Annotated in this window: 21 protein-coding genes; 6 read left to right on the plus strand and 15 right to left on the minus strand. The window is 32.0% G+C overall.

The genetic code is table 11. The features are described 5' to 3' along the window. Positions 1-50 precede the first annotated feature (50 nt). Complete coding sequence (locus BJG89_RS13570) at positions 51-659, plus strand: stage II sporulation protein M (RefSeq protein WP_096811093.1); 609 nt, start codon at positions 51-53, stop codon at positions 657-659. 921 nt (positions 660-1,580) lie between these two features. Here the strand turns inward: BJG89_RS13570 and BJG89_RS14860 are convergent. The 5 genes from BJG89_RS14860 to BJG89_RS13590 all read right to left on the minus strand — a co-directional run bounded on the left by BJG89_RS14860 (position 1,581) and on the right by BJG89_RS13590 (position 6,072). After that, positions 1,581-1,910 carry a hypothetical protein gene (locus tag BJG89_RS14860; RefSeq protein WP_232514188.1) on the minus strand — a complete coding sequence of 110 codons (330 nt, stop codon included), beginning with the start codon at positions 1,908-1,910 and terminating at the stop codon, positions 1,581-1,583. A 36-nt stretch (positions 1,911-1,946) separates the two neighbouring features. Continuing rightward, positions 1,947-2,186, minus strand: a complete 240-nt coding sequence (locus tag BJG89_RS14865) for a hypothetical protein (RefSeq protein ID WP_232514189.1) — start codon at positions 2,184-2,186, stop codon at positions 1,947-1,949. 239 nt (positions 2,187-2,425) lie between these two features. Beyond that, positions 2,426-3,619 carry a type II sulfide:quinone oxidoreductase Sqr gene (gene sqr / locus BJG89_RS13580; RefSeq protein WP_096811094.1) on the minus strand — a complete coding sequence of 398 codons (1,194 nt, stop codon included), beginning with the start codon at positions 3,617-3,619 and terminating at the stop codon, positions 2,426-2,428. 17 nt (positions 3,620-3,636) lie between these two features. Beyond that, entirely contained in the window at positions 3,637-4,971 is a 1,335-nt protein-coding gene (cstB, locus tag BJG89_RS13585; RefSeq protein ID WP_096811095.1) for a persulfide dioxygenase-sulfurtransferase CstB, read from the minus strand. A gap of 33 nt (positions 4,972-5,004) precedes the next feature. Further along, positions 5,005-6,072, minus strand: a complete 1,068-nt coding sequence (locus BJG89_RS13590; RefSeq protein ID WP_096811096.1) for a DsrE/DsrF/DrsH-like family protein — start codon at positions 6,070-6,072, stop codon at positions 5,005-5,007. Positions 6,073-6,210: 138 nt separating this feature from the next. Between BJG89_RS13590 and cstR the strand changes: the two genes are divergently transcribed. From cstR to BJG89_RS13605, 3 genes are read left to right on the plus strand one after another with little or no spacing between them, the layout of a single operon-like run. Then, positions 6,211-6,471, plus strand: coding sequence for a persulfide-sensing transcriptional repressor CstR (gene cstR, locus BJG89_RS13595; RefSeq protein ID WP_017722250.1), 261 nt, complete (start codon positions 6,211-6,213; stop codon positions 6,469-6,471). Further along, positions 6,471-7,226, plus strand: coding sequence for a sulfite exporter TauE/SafE family protein (locus tag BJG89_RS13600; protein ID WP_096811097.1), 756 nt, complete (start codon positions 6,471-6,473; stop codon positions 7,224-7,226). The genes cstR and BJG89_RS13600 overlap by 1 nt, the downstream gene beginning before the upstream one ends. 23 nt (positions 7,227-7,249) lie before the next feature. After that, positions 7,250-7,858: a class I SAM-dependent methyltransferase gene (locus BJG89_RS13605; protein ID WP_096811098.1), complete on the plus strand. Its 609-nt coding sequence runs from the start codon at positions 7,250-7,252 to the stop codon at positions 7,856-7,858. Between the two features lie 182 nt (positions 7,859-8,040). Here BJG89_RS13605 and arsB read toward each other — a convergent pair whose 3' ends face one another. From arsB to BJG89_RS13635, 6 genes are all read right to left on the minus strand, one after another. Then, positions 8,041-9,333, minus strand: a complete 1,293-nt coding sequence (arsB, locus tag BJG89_RS13610; protein WP_198401688.1) for an arsenite efflux transporter membrane subunit ArsB — start codon at positions 9,331-9,333, stop codon at positions 8,041-8,043. Then, a complete protein-coding gene (locus BJG89_RS13615) occupies positions 9,330-9,647 on the minus strand; it encodes an ArsR/SmtB family transcription factor (RefSeq protein WP_096811099.1) in 318 nt (105 codons plus the stop codon). Before BJG89_RS13615 ends, arsB begins: the two co-directional genes overlap by 4 nt. A gap of 904 nt (positions 9,648-10,551) precedes the next feature. Continuing rightward, positions 10,552-12,141 (minus strand): ABC transporter permease, encoded by a 1,590-nt coding sequence (locus BJG89_RS13620; RefSeq protein WP_096811100.1) that lies wholly within the window; start codon positions 12,139-12,141, stop codon positions 10,552-10,554. A 2-nt stretch (positions 12,142-12,143) separates the two neighbouring features. Beyond that, positions 12,144-13,040 carry an ABC transporter ATP-binding protein gene (locus tag BJG89_RS13625; RefSeq protein WP_096811101.1) on the minus strand — a complete coding sequence of 299 codons (897 nt, stop codon included), beginning with the start codon at positions 13,038-13,040 and terminating at the stop codon, positions 12,144-12,146. 17 nt (positions 13,041-13,057) lie between these two features. Beyond that, positions 13,058-13,375 (minus strand): general stress protein, encoded by a 318-nt coding sequence (locus tag BJG89_RS13630; RefSeq protein WP_096811102.1) that lies wholly within the window; start codon positions 13,373-13,375, stop codon positions 13,058-13,060. 42 nt (positions 13,376-13,417) lie between these two features. Beyond that, positions 13,418-13,816 (minus strand): hypothetical protein, encoded by a 399-nt coding sequence (locus BJG89_RS13635; RefSeq protein ID WP_096811103.1) that lies wholly within the window; start codon positions 13,814-13,816, stop codon positions 13,418-13,420. A gap of 364 nt (positions 13,817-14,180) precedes the next feature. Here BJG89_RS13635 and BJG89_RS13640 point away from each other — a divergent pair, with 364 nt between their 5' ends. Then, on the plus strand, positions 14,181-14,966 hold the full coding sequence (locus BJG89_RS13640) for a VLRF1 family aeRF1-type release factor (RefSeq protein ID WP_096811104.1): 786 nt from the start codon (positions 14,181-14,183) through the stop codon (positions 14,964-14,966). Between the two features lie 86 nt (positions 14,967-15,052). Here the strand turns inward: BJG89_RS13640 and BJG89_RS13645 are convergent, their stop codons facing one another. The 3 genes from BJG89_RS13645 to BJG89_RS13655 all read right to left on the minus strand — a co-directional run bounded on the left by BJG89_RS13645 (position 15,053) and on the right by BJG89_RS13655 (position 17,352). Further along, complete coding sequence (locus BJG89_RS13645; RefSeq protein ID WP_096811105.1) at positions 15,053-15,520, minus strand: nucleoside deaminase; 468 nt, start codon at positions 15,518-15,520, stop codon at positions 15,053-15,055. 63 nt (positions 15,521-15,583) lie between these two features. Continuing rightward, a complete protein-coding gene (locus BJG89_RS13650; protein ID WP_096811106.1) occupies positions 15,584-16,168 on the minus strand; it encodes a phosphatase PAP2 family protein in 585 nt (194 codons plus the stop codon). Continuing rightward, positions 16,165-17,352 (minus strand): FtsW/RodA/SpoVE family cell cycle protein, encoded by a 1,188-nt coding sequence (locus BJG89_RS13655; RefSeq protein ID WP_096811107.1) that lies wholly within the window; start codon positions 17,350-17,352, stop codon positions 16,165-16,167. The genes BJG89_RS13650 and BJG89_RS13655 overlap by 4 nt, the downstream gene beginning before the upstream one ends. Positions 17,353-17,493: 141 nt before the next feature. On the opposite strand from BJG89_RS13655, the gene BJG89_RS13660 reads away from it, so the two are divergent. Beyond that, entirely contained in the window at positions 17,494-18,102 is a 609-nt protein-coding gene (locus tag BJG89_RS13660; RefSeq protein ID WP_096811108.1) for a class I SAM-dependent methyltransferase, read from the plus strand. Between the two features lie 187 nt (positions 18,103-18,289). On the opposite strand, the gene BJG89_RS13665 is transcribed toward BJG89_RS13660, so the two are convergent. Next, positions 18,290-18,421: a beta-class phenol-soluble modulin gene (locus BJG89_RS13665; RefSeq protein WP_096811109.1), complete on the minus strand. Its 132-nt coding sequence runs from the start codon at positions 18,419-18,421 to the stop codon at positions 18,290-18,292. Positions 18,422-18,628: the final 207 nt, after the last annotated feature.

Genomic DNA, 18,628 nt, shown 5'->3' on the forward strand with positions numbered 1-18,628 from the left:
ATCAAGACACGAAAAAACTCATTTCAAAAACCAACAAAAAGAGGTGGATTATGTTCAATATCCAAGATCCCAATTACGCTAAAAGATCTATAAAAATATTCATCTTCACAGCTATTATTTTCTTAATCACTTTTGTTCTAGCAGTTATTTTCAGCCCGTCAATCGAAAATTTCAAAAATATGACAGATGGCCAACATGGGAACATCGCCAGGGCAAATGGCTTAACCAAGGTTTGGGAATATATTATAAATAATGGCTTTAAAGTTCCCTTTCAAATGTTTATATTTTCTTTAATTCCAATTCCATTTTTATACTTTTTAAATTTAGTTTCTACAACAATAACCACTGGAATAGTATTTGGTTTTGTAGTTCATTTTGATTTTGATAAAGGTATCATAATGGTATTATCTTCAATTCCGCATACAATCATAGAAATACTTGCAATGTGTCTTGTTATCAGTGGTTTATATAAAGTAAGCCAATCAATTATTAGAAAAATAAGTAATATTTTTAGAAAAACTAAAAAGCAAAATTTATCATTTAAATTGGCGTTAAGTAATGTTTTTAAAATTTACTTTCTAATTGCTTTACCTTTATACATACTCGCAGGATTTATAGAAACATACTTAACAGATTTTATATATAATTTATTTATTTAAATACAACGTTGCTTTATTAACGTTGAACTTCTAAATCCTTAACACCCCCCAAACTTGTCGAATGGTTGGCTTAACAGCTCACACTATGCCGGCATCCGTCTGCAAGTTTAATTAAGCGTGCTTCTAAACACATAATAAATTTTCTCGGCATAAATACATTCTTTAAACAAAATTTATGCTCTATATTTAAGAAGATAAGCCATAAATTAAAAGTGTAATTGGTGAAATCAAGAGTAAACCACTAGATAAAACATCTAACCGTTTATCTTTATTATTACTAAGTGTATTTTTTAAAAGAGAAATAAAAGACACTAATATTAACAAAGTACAAATTATATATATAACTATAATAAAAGTTCTTTTTTAATAAACTTTATCATAACGATTATGGTTTTACAGGTCTATTTGTCGTCGTTATAAACGAATTAAGTCTCGTAAGGTCACACTTATGCGTTCTAAAAAGAATGTGGGCAAAATCGTAAACGACCTTTGTTGATTTTCATTTTAGTTTTAATTAAACAGTTTTGTAGTGCAGATACAACAATTAATACTACATCAAAATTCAATTAAGATTTAGAGATTTCGGATAAATAGTTGCACAATTTGTCTGTTTTAATATCTCTATATCTTCCGATAAATTGTAATATAGTAACCTAATCCAAAGAATATTTAAAAAAATTATTTATTATCTATACCAATATACACAGGGTGACTCCCTCTACTTTGATTAAATAACACTAACTTCTTCCAATATCACTCTTTTTGTTTATTTATCATTACTTGGATATATAAAGCAACCCATAACTCCTTAGGATGAGGTGTAGAAGATTCCATTATTAAACGATGTTGCTCACCCCTACGTTGAGTGAATAGATTTTTTCCTAAGTCTAAAAACGAGCGACGTGCTGAAAATATTTTTGTTCATTCTTTGTTTGAAATAGTTGTCTCAGTTGATAAGTATGGATTATTGAATAAATATGTAGTCTTATTATCAAAAAACGCATAGGACGTTTGTTGCTTAATGCCGCCTTTTAAGATTTTTATCATCTCTAAGCGACCAATTGCTTGGTTATTAATCAATACACTATAATGTGGCCTTAAAGACCACAGTTTAATCCTTTTCAAAATAATATTATAGTTCGGTGATGTAACTTTTAAACCGGAAGCAGATACAATATCAAAAATACTAAGCCATTTTTGAATTTTATTATTAAAATATAGCGTCCAAGCCATTTCTGTTAAACCATGCATTTTAATGTGCATATCATCAAATATATATAATGGTGCTTAATAAAAAAATTCATTTTCTTCTAATAAAGGGCTTTTTTCTCTTATTGCAATTTCTTTTTTATACCGTCTTTTATAAAATTTTCTCAATGTAATTGAACCAATCAACGCTAAAATACTTGCAAACCAAAATGCGGTTAAAATTCCTGGTGAAATAGGATTACTTAAAATTCCTACCAAACTACCAATCATTATAACCGTTACTAAAATAGTTTCAATAAATAATAATAAAATAGCCAATTAAACCTATCCTTTTCAAATAATTCATTTTTCCTAATTCATTTTTCCTGGGCATAATATAACATCTACACCAAGTTTCTGCTGTATAAACATAACAAAACGGACGGTTTTTATATAAATAAAGTAAAAACCCTCCGTTTTATAAAATGTTTGAACCGCTTGAGCAATTATGTGCCTTACACGCTTCTTTTTAATATAACTATTGGTAATAATCGTCAACTACGTTGAGTAGTTGATTTTTACATAAAGCCTTTTAACATGCCATACCAATACATTCTCGGTAACAAATCTTTTTTAAATATATACATGCTTCTTCGTTCTTTGGCTTGGTTAAAAGGTAACGTTTCTTGTGGCTTTTTATTATAATCAAATTCAGCTAAGATTAATTTATTATAGCCTGTGACAATTGGGCATGAGGTATAACCGTTGTAATGATGTGTTAACATTTCGTTATTCATTACTTGTAACAAATTAAGTGTCACGACAGGCGCCTGTTTTCTGATAGCTGCACCCGTTTTCGAAGTTGGTGCGTTAGATGCGTCGCCTAGACCAAATACATTTGAATATTGTCTGTGTTGTAAAGTGCTAGGATCTACATCTACCCAACCATCATTATCTGCAAGCGCACTTTTTTTAATCACATCTAAAGGGCCCATAGGTGGCGTAACATGTAACATCTCGTAGTCTAATGTTTTTACATCACCATTCTTAATATGCTCAAATTTGGCCATTTTTTTCTCTCCGTCAATTTCAATCAGATTGTAATTGTAATTAACAATAATATCTCTTTCTTCAGCTATTTTTTCTAATTCTTTACTATACTTTTCTACATCAAACAACGCAGTTTTAGGTGTTTCATATATTACGTTAGCTTTTGAACGGATATTATGTTTTCTAAAATAATCTTCAGCTAAATACATAATTTTCATCGGTGCGCCTCCACACTTAATAGGTGTATTGGGGTGCGTGAAAATAGCATTACCGCCTTTGAAATTAGAAATTTGTCGCCAAGTTTCGGTTACATACTCTGGCGAATAATTAGAACAAACGCCATTTTTACCTATGTTCTCTTGTAACCCTTTAATAGACGACCAATTAATTTGTAGCCCTGGAGCAACAATTAAATAATCGTAATTAATGGTTGTATTATCTCCTAGCGTAATATTGTTACTTTCAGGTTTAAAACTTAAAACAGCTTGATTAATCCACTGTGTCCCTTTAGGTATAACATGCTTCATGCTTTTACGAGAGTTTTTTAGTTTAGAAACGCCCCCGCCTACTAAAGTCCATAAAGGTTGATAATAATGATTTTTAGCTGGATCAATAATAGCTATATTGCCCTTTAAATGTTGGTTTTGTTTCAATAATCTAGAAGCAACTGTGATACCTGCTGTGCCTCCGCCTACAATAGCAACTTGATAGTGTTTGATCATTTACCCACATCCTTAAATTATTTTAATGAGGATGGTAAATCTTGATAGCCTTCTCTAACGTTTACAATATTAGTAAAACCTCTATATTCTAGTATACCCGTTGCAATCGAACTTCTAACCCCTGATTGACAATGAACGTATATTTTATCGTTTTTATCAAAAGGAATTTCTGCGCTTAATAATTTACCATGAGGGATATTCACCGCTTGTTCTAAATGTCCTTGGTTCCATTCTTCATCGTTACGCACATCTAGCACATGAGTTTCTTTGCCAGTCATATCCGCGCTGTGAATAGAAGATGTCATGATTGTTGTTTGTGGCAAACGATAACCTGCTACATTTTCAAAACCAATTAATTGTAAAGTATGCACTGCTTCTTCAACTGTAGCTTTATCGCCAATTAAGTCTATATCTTTATCATAGTCTAAATACCAACCGATTTGATTAATAAAGTTGTGATTATAAGGAATATTGATAGTTCCTTGCGTATGACCGCCATGGAAAGCTTCTTTACTACGAAGATCAAAAGCGATTCTTTCATTGTTTGAGCTAGGGTAAACATTATAAGGTTGGTACATGCTCATACCAAATTGGTTAATTTGTTTCATTTGGGCAAAATGATGCGGTGGGGCTGGTTGGTTTGATGTCAATGTTTCAACAAACGTTGCTTCATCAGTTACATTAAAGGCCCAGTTGTTTATTTTTTCGTAACCTAACGTAGACATCGGTACTGCCCCTAATGCTTTACCACATGGGCTACCTGCACCATGACCTGGCCAAATTTGAATATAATCTGGTAAATCTTTAACACTATTTATAGATTGATACATTTGTTTTGCACCGATTTCTGTTGAGCCTTTCATTTGAACAGCTTTTTCTAATAAATCAGGTCTACCTATATCACCAACGAAGATAAAGTCACCACTAAATAGTCCCATCGGTATATTAGAGCCTCCCCCCTCGTCAGTAAGTAAGAAACTAATACTCTCAGGGGTATGACCTGGCGTATGCAAGACTTCTAATTTAATATTTCCTACATAAATAGTGTCTTGATGTCTAACAAAATGAGTTTGTTTTGGCATCTTTTTATAACTCAAATCATCGTCACCTTCACCAGAAACGTATATACTTACGTCCAATTTGTCCGCAACATCTCTAATACCTGAAGCAAAGTCAGCATGAATATGCGTTTCAGCAGCTTTCGTAATTGTAAAACCTTCGTCATCTGCAACTGTCATATATTTTGTTAAGTCCCGTATTGGATCAATAATCATCGCTTCCCCTGTACGTTGACATCCAATTAAATAAGATGCTTGAGATAAATGGTTATCATAGAATTGTTTGAAAAACATAGAAAAACTCCTTTTTTAAATAAATTTAATTTGTTAAATAAATAAATTATGGCTCGCTTGTTCTGTTTCGCCTATATAAGTGCCTACACCGCCAAATTCAACTTCATCTCTTAATTCTTCTTTTGTAATTCCCATAACATCCATGCTCATCGTACATGCGATTAATTTAATATCTTGTTCTATCGCTTGATTGATAAGTGATGGTAAAGAATCTACATTTTTCTTTTTCATTACGTAACGCATCATGATATTACCTAAACCGAACATATTCATTTTTGATAATGGCATGCGCACTGGCGTCTTCGGCAACATCAAATCGAACATTTTTGCAATGCCTTTCTTCTTAACATGCGTTGCTTGTGCTTTTTTTAATGCATTAAGCCCCCAGAAAGTAAAGAAGATCGTTACATCTCTGCCTGCAGCTTTAGCACCATTCGCAATAATCATTGCTGCCACCGCTTTATCTAATTCACCACTAAAGAGCACAATTGTAGTACCTTTAGCAGTATGATTTACTTCCAGTTCTTTTAGTTTTTCTTTTTGGATAATAGCATTGATTCCATCATGATTTTCCTCCAACTTAACAAGTGAGTGTCCTGTCTGTTTCGACCAGCTTTTAATATCACTAAGAAAACCAGGATCAGTAACGGTTACTTCAATTTGGTCGCCTATTTCAATATTTTTTATTTCTTTACTAAGATTAACTATAGGGCCCGGGCATTGAAGACCATTAAAATTAAATTGTTTGCGGCTCGGTTTGATTGCTTTATTACCATCTTCCACCACATCGTCATGATTCATATTTTGTTTTTCATAAGCTGTATAACCACCGTCTAAATTCACAACGTCATAACCTTGTTTAGCTAAATATTCGCTTGCTTTAGCGCTTCTATTACCACTTTTGCAGTAGACATAATAAGTTTTATCCTTGTTCTTATCGAATGTGTCAATATTTTCTACAGAATGTAATATTGCGCCAGTAATATGCCCTAACTCATATTCTTCTGGTGTTCTAACATCAATCAATTGTCCTTTTTTCCCCAATTGCTCTAACTCTACTTTACTTAATTCGTTAATATGTTCTTCTTGATATTGTTTCATATTTTCCTCCTCTAGATACCTATAGGGGTATAGTAACAGGTAAAAACAACCTAAGTCAAATACCCCGGTAGGTATTTGACAATTTACTATAAATTTATTACTATAAATATATTCAATTTAAAATCGGAGGAAACCAATATGGATTATAATAAACAAATGGTAAATCGCATCAATAGAATACAAGGCCAATTAAACGGCGTTATTAAAATGATGGAAGAAGAAAAGGATTGTAAAGATGTCATTACGCAACTCAGTGCATCAAAGAGTTCAATCCAACGTTTGATGGGTGTTATTATAAGTGAAAATTTAATAGAATGTGTAAAAGCAGCCGATGATAAGGGAGAAAGTTCTCAAGAAATGATTAATGAAGCTGTGAATTTATTGGTAAAAAGTAAATAATGGACATGCTCAATATAATAACTATGTTGTTGATTGGCATATTTGGAGGTTTTATATCTGGCTTGGTAGGCATAGGAGGAGCCATTATTATTTATCCAGCTATTTTGTTGTTACCGTCCTTATTAGGGGCTCCTGTCTATAGCGCATATATTGCTTCGGGTCTCACTTCTAGCCAAGTGTTTTTTAGTACACTCAGCGGCTCATTTAAGGCGAGAAAGAAAGCTGAATTCTCACCTAAACTTGTAATGAATATGGGCGGAGGTATGGTTATTGGAAGCATATTCGGAGCAATGCTAGCTAATTTATTTAACGCTACTTTTATAAACACTATATATATAATCATCGCCATTGTTGCATTATTATTAATGTTTGTTAAAGTTAAATCTGTTTCCCAAGAGGTAAGGTTCAAACCTGTTTTACTTATCATAGTAGGATTTGGAATTGGCGTAGTATCAGGCATTGTAGGTGCAGGCGGCGCATTTATTATTATTCCCGTATTGTTAGTTTTATTCAAATTGCCAATGAATACAGTAGTGACTAACAGTATCGTCATTGCTTTCATATCATCAATAGGGGCTTTTATCATTAAATTCATACAAGGTTATATCCCTCTAGAAAGTGCAATATTCTTAATAATTGGAAGCATGCTCTTTGCGCCTATAGGACTAAAAGTAGGTGCCAAGGTACCTGATACTGTTCAAAAAACCATTGTCAGTATCTTAATCGCAATCGCAATTATACAACTTGTATTTTAATAAATTAAAAAGGAGGCTTTAAATTGAATCACTGGGATGAAAAATTTGATTCAGAAGAATATATTTATGGCAAAGAAGCGAATTCATTTGTCAAAGATATTTTTAAAAAGCAAACAAACAATAATGAGAAAATTTTATTACTTGCAGAAGGTGAAGGCCGTAACGCGATATATCTAGCAAAACTTGGGTATGATATAACAACTTATGATATGTCACAAGTTGGAATTAATAAGCAATACCAATTAGCAAGTGAAGCACGTGTTGATATCGATGCAAACTATGGAGACATCACAAAGCCTAAATTAACACCTCAGTCATCATTTGACTATAGTATTAACATCTTTGGTCATGTGCCTAATGAAGGCAAACAAGAGATGTTCAATAATCTCGTTCAATCATTAGTCGTAGGCGGTTATAGTTATTTTGAGTTTTATTCAAAAGAACAATTAGCATATGGCACTGGCGGTCCTAAAGACGAATCCATGTTATATACTATTAATGAAATCGAATCTTATTTAAAGCATTTGCCTGTTAAGATTCATCAATTAGAACAGCATGAGATCTATCGTAATGAAGGTATTAAACATACTGGCACAGGTTCTATCATTCAAGGTCATGTAGAGAAAATATAATATCTAATCCTAAACAATCAATATCAAGTCTTAGCAATAGTTAAAAATAAGGCTTCATAAATCATATCTGTTTTTAAATCAAATCCCCAGTGTTAATAGTTAACATTGGGGATTTTCGATTTATTGATTTGAATTAACGTTTCTGGTTCCCACTTTTTAAAGTGTCTTGAATAAACACTCACTTAAAATATAATTAAGGTTAAGTATAACCCGATTAAAGTAAGAAATAGCACTGGTATGGTAATTACAATCCCCGTTTTGAAATAAGTGCCCCAACCTATTTTAACACCTTTTTGTGTCAAAACGTGTAGCCAAAGTAAAGTTGCTAAAGAACCAATTGGTGTAATTTTCGGGCCTAAATCCGAACCGATTACATTCGCATAAATCATACCTTCTTTAATTATGCCAGTTATACCAGATTGGTCAACCGCAATGGCGTCTATTAAAACGGTTGGTAAATTATTCATAACTGATGATAAAAAAGCTGAAATAAATCCCATACCTAAAATGCTGTTCAATAACCCATACTCTGAAATATGTGATAATATATCGGCTAAAACAGTAGTTATACCTACGTTTTTCAAACCAAATACAACTAAATACATACCTAATGAAAAAATAACGATATTCCAGGGCGCCTCTTTAATGACACGTTTTGTATGTACAGCGCTAGATTTACGTGCGAATAATACAAATAGTAATGCAATCGCGCCAGCAATTATTGATACCGGGATATGAATCAATTCACTTACTAAATAACCAATGAGCAATATGATTAACACAACCCATGATATGTTAAATAACCTTTTATCTTTGATGGCTTCTTGAGGCGCTAAAAGTCTTTTAGTTTCAAATGATTTAGGGATGGCTTTTTTAAAATATAACCATAGCACTAAAATACTTGCACAAAGTGCAAAAATATTTGGAATCAACATTCGACCAAAATACGCTATAAAACCAATGTTGAAATAATCTGCAGAAACAATATTAACCAAATTGCTGACAATAAATGGTAAAGATGTCGTATCTGCAATAAATCCACTCGCAATAATAAATGGGAATATGACTTTTTTATTAAATCCAAGGTTGCGGACCATTGCTAAAACAATAGGCGTTAATATTAAAGCTGCTCCATCATTTGCAAAAAATGCAGCCACAATTGAACCTAATAACATAATAAAGATAAACATTTTTAATCCATTACCTTTTGAAGCTCGGACCATATGCCTTGCAGACCATTCAAAGAAGCCTATTTCATCTAAAATCAACGAAATCAAAATCACTGCAACGAATGTCAATGTCGCATTCCATACAATCGATGTTACTTCAAGTACATCTGAAAAGCTTACCACACCAGTAATAATAGCAATGATGGCACCGATCAGCGCTGTTATACCAATATCTAAGCCTTTAGGCTGCCAAATCACAAATATCAAAGTAACCACAAAAATACAAATTGCTAAAATATCCATCATAAGCATTCACCTGATTGTATATTTTTACAAACACATGAAGCATCGGCTAAATGAATCGTATTTAAATTGTCTATAACTGCTTTTAATATATCATGGTTGAGGTTATACATACGTTTATTACCTTCTTTTCGTGATGAAACCAAATCATGGTTGATTAATAATTTCATATGGTGACTTAAAGTTGGCTGCGAAAATTTAAAATATTCCAGTAAATCACACGCACACAATTCACCGCATGAAAGTAAATCAATAATCTCTAACCTACTTGAATCTCCCAAAATTTTTAAAATGGACGATAACGCTTTATACGACAAAATAATCCCTCCTGAACACTATATAGATTATCATCTATATAGATAGATGTATATATCATTTTGTTCAAAGGCGTTTATTGAAAAAGTACGTGGATATCTCGTTTCAATTCATTTGCGTTTAAATACAAACCAAACTTTTAATTACGTTTGTTAGAAAAGTAAAACCATTTAGTATTTCTGTTACTTTCAACTAGACTTATACTAGTTCCATTTTATAGCTTAAATCTAACTCATTTAACTTCCACTATGTGTATATTCACACTTCCTATCGTAAGGTTTACAAGAAGTTACATAAAATCTCACATAATCCAAAATGAATGCATCCGTTTATCTTATTAATAGAATCACCCTTTTAATATGCGTCATCAACTCATTATTGTAGGAATTATAAAACAGTTATATTGAAAGCAAGTGAAAACGTATATTTTACATACAAACAACAAGCTAATAAAAGACCTATATTATAATGGTATTATCAAAAACAATCCAAAATCATGGTGCCGATGACTGTACGCTTCTACCCTGAATTAAAGTAGAATATAAGTTATTTTCACATGAAAAGGGCAATTGAGGTAATAGAATCATTACAATACTATTGAGAGGCGTTTCATAAAAAATGTATAAACAAAGAGAGTCGGTATATTGGCATAATATAATACTACTACGTCAATGTACCGACTCTATAAAACGCTATTTCTCTTGATTATAAAACACGAAAGAGACGAAACAAAAATTTAATTTGTTTCGCTTTACTCAAAAACACACTTAACATATTTTTTTGAAAATCAATCATATAAGGTTGCTTTTACAAGCTGATATTTAAAAAGCAATAGACTAATTTTAGTAAAACCCTGTTTCTTAATCAGTTCCGTCATATAAACATCTAATTTTGAGAACGTGTTAACTATAAGTCTTTTTTACCAAAACCAATAAACCCTATAATACTTAGCACAACAAAGATAATAAACATAACAATGAATGGTTGTATATGAAAATTTTCAATTGGCAATTGCGGTATATGTTTAAAAGGCGTGATATCTTTCATCCACGCTTTAATATTTAACAACACACCCAAGTAGTTAACTAAAAAGGTATAAGCTAAAAAAGCATAAACCGCTAAGATTAAGCGCATGCCCCACCCAACGATAAGAGTGCCTATGCCGATAAATACAAGTATAGCGGGTACATGGACAATTGCCGAAGTAATGATTGTATCGAATTGGAAAGGCTCCTTCATAGCATAATATTGCCCAACATACAAACCTAATCCGGATAAGAACAACATTACAACAGCATTTACTAATGCAAGCAACCAAAAACTTAACAAATATTTACCGCGTGATAGAGGTTTGGATAATACAAAAACTGTATAACCTTTATCTTGTTCTTTTTTAACTTTAAATAAAGTCATCAATGCGGGGATAGTACTGACCATTGCCATGATTAACATTAATTGTGGTAAAAAATGTTCCGCATAATTCCCCGATGCATTAGGTATCATAGATTTTAATAAAGGATTATTTTCAAAAAAGTCATTTATATCGCCAAAGATAGACCCGTATGATAAACCTAATACAAACAAGCCAATACTAAAATAAATAAATGCTGATTTTTGAAGTCTTATTTGTAAACCTAATGGAGATTTCATATACCATTTTGCATGACGTCTATGTACGCTTTTAGGTAGCAAAGTTTCATTCATATCTCGCATTGCGTTTAATTTAAAACTAAGACATACTACGATAATTGATAATATGAGCATCCACCAAAAAGGCCACCAGTTATTCTCTGAAAAAGCGTAGCTTCTTGATAACCAGCCCATAGGCGAAATCAACGAAAGTTTCTCATTACTTACATCACCAAAAGCACGTAGTAAGTACATAACTAGTAAAAATGAAATACCAACACCGACTACTTCAGTGCTCGTGGCTACTATTTGGGCTATTAAAATAGTAAACGTTGCAATCATAATACCAAACATACCCAGCGTCACGCTAAAAATCACGGCGCCAGAAAAATCTATGCTTTCAATACCAAGCGACACTAAACCTAATGTAGTTAATAAAGCAAAGCAAATGTTGAGCAACATACACATTGCTAAATGGCTTAATACAGTAGCTTGTCTGCCGATAGGTAAAGCATTCAAAATCTCTGTCCTGCCATCTTCTTCATCACCCCGCGTGTCTTTAGCTAAAATAGTTATATTCATAATAGCTAACATGATTCCAGTAAATAAAATCATCTCATGGGTAAATAAGACCCCTACATTGGCCTGTCTAAAATCTCCTGGGCCGAGCATAGCTTCCATCGCTGGATTTTCAGACATTTCAATAATAGTCGTCATTTTAGCTGGATCTGGATACATCGATTCAAAAGCTGGTGGAATCATTAATGTCAAACCTACTAAAATAACAAGCCACAATAGCATTTTCAAACGGTTTCTTTTTAAATAGAACAAGAAAATTTTAGTTGTTTGATAAAATTTTGATTTCATATTTACTCACCAACTTTATCATTGTCTTCATAATGTCTTTTAAAGATATCTTCTAAAGTTGGAGGTTGGGATGCTAAGCGTTTGATTTCATAATTTCCTAAATAGTTAATTACCCCGGAAATTTTTTCAGAATCTACTTTAAAATAATAAGTTTCGTCTTCTTGTGTTAAGTTATGGACCCCGGGTACTTGCGATAAGTGACTTAAAGCTTGTGTACTCTCTACAATAAAATGCATTCTTGTAAGATGGCGCATTTCATCTAATGTACCAGTTTCCACAATTTGCCCTTTCCGTATAATGCTTACACGATCGCACAACTTTTCTACTTCACTTAAAATATGACTTGATAAGAGCACACTTTTATTTTGGCTTTTTATCTCTTCAATACATTTTTGAAAAACATCTTCCATTAACGGATCTAACCCTGAAGTAGGCTCATCTAATATATACAAATCTGCATCGATACTAAAAGCTGCAATTAGCGCTACTTTTTGACGATTACCAGTTGAATATGATTTACATTTTTTGCTGACATCAAGCTCAAACTGCTTAATCAATGTTTCCTTCCGTTCATGGTTGGCACGCCCGTGCAAGTTTAAGAAAAAGTCAATAATCTCCCCGCCTGTTAAGTTGGGCCATAAGTTAACATCGCCAGGAACAAAGGCGATATGTTTATGCACTTCAACCGCGTGTTTATGCACATCTTTGCCATACATTTCAATCGTGCCTTGTGTTGGCTTTAACATACCTAAAATTGCTTTAATCGTCGTTGATTTACCAGCACCATTCGGACCTATAAATCCATAAACTTCTCCCTCGTTTACCTCCATATTCACGCCATTTAAAGCGTGAAAGTGGTTGAAACGTTTAGTAAGATTGCTAACCTTGAGTAATGCCATCTCATCACCTACAAACTTTACAATAATCCCTTCACTCTGGAATCAGTTACGATTAGATAAACTTTGTCTTCGTCCATATCCTTTTTAAATGTGGCTACAGTATTATCATCTACCCCAATTGCCTTAAGTTTTTCTTTCAAAGCAACTCTATCAGGGTTGTTTTCCTTTTCAATATCGATACCTGTAATTCCTGTATCTTCAGCAATTTTGTCAGTACGACTTTTATCTAATGATAATACGTACATATCTTGACTACCTACACCTTTATCTTGTAGTGCTACAACATCAACTTCTAAGTCACCGTCAATTCTATATCCTTTTACCACTGGCGTCATACAAAGGCCTCCTTTATAACTATACACGCATCATAATATTAATTACTTTTTAGATTGAATCATTAAATGATCAAAGCGTTCTTTTGTCATATAAAAATGTGTGTTTTCTAAAATATTATCAAACATGTCTTCTTTATTATCATCTTCTGTCAACTTAAATTTAGACTCGACGTTTTCTTGGTCCGCTTCATCAACGAAAATCACTTGCTCTTTTTTCACATCTAAAGTTTTACGATTATAAATGAGTTCTAAATGATCACGTTTTTGATGAATCGCTTCAATTTTTTCTATTTTATATGCGTTATGGATAAAATCCATAACTCTTTTTTCTCTGTATCTTTTACTTTTTTGAATTTGAAAATCTTTCGCAAATTTTTGTTTTACAAGTAAATAAATAATAACGATTATAGCTATAACTAAAAGAAAAATGAGTGTACCCATATGAAGACCCCCTTAATGATTTATATCATTTGGTTATAACATGATACTAATATATTTAATTTTCCCATTCATAATAGGGTTAAACATTTCAAAATGCTTTTCCTACGACCGTCATGGCTAATTCAACTTATAAAAACTTTAAAATATAAAAAGTCAAATCATCAAATAATAGATAAATTAATTTTCCGTATTCAATGTTTATTAAAAACCTGATTATAAAAAATAAATACTTTTTTGTTTTACGCTTATATTATTCCCCAAAATAAATAAAGTAATTCATAAATCAATAATATATAAACGTAAAGTTTAAAAAATATAAAAAAGGTAATTTTAAGAGTAAATGTAATTGAAAGGGTGATGGATGATGCTTTTACAACAAGAACTTGACCAACTGAAACAATTCAACGGTAAACAAAATGACCAAAAAGTATTCTCATTGTATTTAGATACACGTCCCGAGCAAGGAGAAAAGTGGAAAATAGAACTTAAAAATGCCTTGCAAGATTTAGCTAAGCGAACAAAAAACAGTAATAATCATGAGGAAAAGAACCAATCCAAAGATATTATTAAAAAAGTGGAAAAAAGATTGCAGGATTTAGAACCTGACTTTAAAAACGGTGTGCTATTGTTTATCACTTCAGACGAGTCATTATGGTTTGAACAATTAGTTAACGTGCCCATTGAAACTGAATTTAATTGGGGTGATACGCCTAAATTGGATCAATTGAAATCATTAACAGAACGTTATCCATATACTGGCATCGTGGTATTACAACAAGACAAAGCGCGTGTGATAGAAACTGAAATCGGTATAGCTATCGGAGAATATGACTATACTTTAGATTTAGATACGAATGATTGGCGCCAACATCAAGGCCCACAAGGTGATGATTACACCCAAGGGGGTGCCAAAAGAGATGAGTTCAAAGCGCGTGTTAAGGCAAATCAAGAACGTTGGCTAAAAAGTTTAACCTCTATCGTCGAAAAAACTTCCAAAAAGAACGGTTGGCAACAATTATATTTAGCTGGAGAAAAAGAAGAAGTTGAAAAATTGCGTTCTATGTTTAATGTAGAAATTGATAAAGTGACACCGAGTAATATCTTAAAATCAAACACTACTGAAATTATTAAAAAAGTGATGGAAACGTAATTTCATCTCAAATTAAATCACATATAAAACCACCCCCTCCACTATTTTCAGTGACGGGGGTGAATTCATATTAAACGACTTCATGTTTACTGTTGATAGTAACGACAATGTAAGTCTTTTACTTTTGATGATAAGGCTTCAAAAGGACCTTCAACGTTCGCTTCTTTAATGACACTTTCGATAGGCAAATTTTTAAAAGGTGCGGGCGAAACGTTCATCTCTTCCAACCAACTAGCCAATTGATTCGAAGAACTTACATACACAATTTTATCTAATCCAACGAGCGCATGTGCAGTAGCGCACATTGGACAATGTTCTCCCGAAGTAAAAACAATACTTGTTTTCCTTTCTTCAGGGGTAAGATGCGTCGCAGCCCATTTAGCAATAGCAATTTCTGGATGTTCAGTTGCATCTCCACTACTGATGCGATTGAAATCTTCGAATAAAATATTACCTTTAATATCTACGAGAAGTGAGCCAAAAGGTTCATTCCCTTTATTTAAAGCTGCTTCAGCAAGTTCAATAGCTCTATGTAAATAACGTTCATTATCCAAATAGATTCCCTCCTTTATCATCTACTTTATTAAATAACTAAACTATATATTTACCATAGCAAATTATTCCAATTTATCCAGTTTTTCGTCTGTTTGGTTTCCATATTGAAGTGACTGAATCATAATAAAGATGACTAAAAGACTACTCATCGTGTCAGTAAAATAATGTGCGCCTACATAAATACGAGACGCTATAATTGATATAACTAAAACAATTGCAATTAAATATAGCATTTTATTCCGTTTGATTAATAAGACTAAGCTCACTAAGAGACATACACTTAACACGTGCATACTCGGAAAACTATATCCATCAAATGCAGTTGAGGGTCTTGACCGTTGAATTGCATATTTCATAAATGTGCCTATTAAAAATACTGAAAAACACCAGAAACCATACCACCAAAATTTGGTTTTATTATAGAAAAATAAGACGCCTAATATACATAAAATTAAAATCAAACAAATAACTGGTTCAAAAATGACCGAAACAAAATAAAGATAATCGATTAAAATAGATGAATTTAAATATGTATGTAGCATATCGTAAACCGTTTGATCTATTGGGTTTGCAACACCTATTGTAATACTAATTAAAATGATAATAAGTAAAATAGCTGAAAGGGCTGCTTTTAAAAATTGAGTCATCTTACAACATCCTTTCTCTCATTGTTAATTCTTCTAGCTACTGCTAAAAGTGCTCCAAAAGCAATACTAATACTCAACATGGAAGAGCCCCCGTAACTTAATAAAGGTAAGGTTACGCCCGTTAATGGAATAATTCCAGAAACACCAGCTAAATTAATAAACACTTGCATAAATATGTAACTTACAACGCCAACACAAATCAATTTATAAAATTGATTACTCGTTTTATTCGCATAAATGAGTCCTTTTACTAAGATATAACCATAAATTATTAATGTAAATAACACACCTAGCAGTCCTAATTCTTCTGAGATAACAGTAAATATAAAATCGGTATGTGGTTCAGGTAAATAACCTAACTTAGCGATGCCATTACCTAATCCTCTACCAGTTAATCCTCCATTGCCAATCGATGTTAATGCACTCGTTAATTGATAACCTGCATCGTTTTCATATTTAAATGGATCTAACATGACTTTTATTCTTTTCAGTCTATATAGATTTTTTGCATCAAAAATCAACGTATAAACACCATACGCAAATAGTGGAATTAGCGTGATCACGCTAATTTGAAACTTTATCTTATTTTTTATATCCGAGTATATTAAAATACAACCAATAATTGCTACTGTTAAAAGCGTACCACCCAAATCTCCTTGCATTAAAACAAGTAATAACCCAACACCTAATATAGCAAGTGGAGACAACATATGTTTCAAACTATAATCTTTACGGCTTGTAACGCGTTGGTTAATGATATAAGAAAGATAAAAAATCGAAGCTAATTTCAGAAATTCAGAAGATTGCAAACTAAATATACCTAGATTAATCCAGTTTCTTGAACCGTTTATTTCTTTACCAATTAAAATCGTGATTAATAATAAAACTAACGTTCCTAAAACTATCATTTTTTGTACATTAGATCTTTTGAATACATTTATATTGATGCATGTTGCTATAAATATAACGGCCAAACTGCCTATAACCAAAAAGATAAATTGCCTTTTCATAAAATAATTACTTTCAATAGAAATGCCACCAGTTAAGGCACCTTTAGACGCAGATACCATACTTGCACTATATATCATTATGACACCTAAAATGCCTAATATAATAAAGCTAACTAACATTCCATAATCTAAACCTTTTAAACGCGGTCCTATTATTTTAAATAATTTTCTCATTTCTGCACCTCATTATAACTCTCCACGCTCTAGTAAATCAGATAAACACAGCCTACTCAATCAGACTTTAGGCCTACCTAATTTAATATATATTTAATATTTTATGAGAAATTATTTTAGAATTAGAAAAGGATGTTTAACTTGAATCAATCTAAGTTCAATCAAATCGCTCAAAATTATGATAATGATGAAAGAATTAAACTAGCTGAAATCATCTCCCTCGAAGTGAATACGTTATTAGAAAATCAACCCTATCAATCCCTATTAGATTATGGCGGTGGCACTGGACTTGTCACATTTAACATTGAACATCATTTCAACCACATTACGATATTGGACGCTTCAACTAAAATGGTTGAAATATGTGATACAAAAATTCAAAAATTAAGCAAGAAACATATTGAAGCTATTAAAGGTGATGCGCTAGCTTCAAACCAAACTATCATCGATCAATCATATGATGTGATTATACTTTCACTTGTATTACTTCATAGTGGTAATTATAAGGGGCTACTACAAAGATTAACAGCTTATTTAAAAAAAGACGGTCTAATCATTATAGTTGATTTTGATAAAAACAAAAACGTCTATTATCCAAAAGTCTATAATGGATTTGCACAAGATGACATCAGTAGCGAATTATTTAAATTAGGGCTTTCAAATATCAATGTCCAAACTTTTTACCATGGACAAAACATATTTATGAATAAAGACGCCAGTTTATTTATAGCCTCCGGGCAATTTAAATAAACTGTATAAATATACAAAAAGATAATTGCATAATTATTTTATATTTATACATTGTTTATACTACTTCTTCTTTAATTTATAACAAACAAAAACTACTGCAAATCGACACTCATAGTGTGATAGCAGTAGTTTTTTGTTTAAGTATTATTCTGAAAAATTAAGTATAAATTGAATTGAAATGTGCTCGTTAACCAAAGAATCCAGCGATGAAGTCTACACCTTTAGCTACTACATCTGCAATACTAGTTCCCATGTTAACCCAATCATGGTCTAAACCAGATTTAACTGCATTTGAAATTGCTTCTACGATACCTGACATAATATAAGCACTCCTTTAAATTGATTTAATTCATTTTGTAACTTAAGCGAAAGTATCTACTAAAGTTTTGATTAATTTAATGATACCACCGATAATATCTGCAATCATCATGTTAATACACCCCTTTACGTTTTGCTTAATTAAATTGTATAACAACTAATGTTTATAAAGTTATATTTTTCTCAATTCATTTATTTAAATGCCTAA

It is taken from the genome of Staphylococcus nepalensis, from assembly GCF_002442935.1.
In the GTDB taxonomy this organism is placed as follows: Bacteria; Bacillota; Bacilli; order Staphylococcales; family Staphylococcaceae; genus Staphylococcus; species Staphylococcus nepalensis.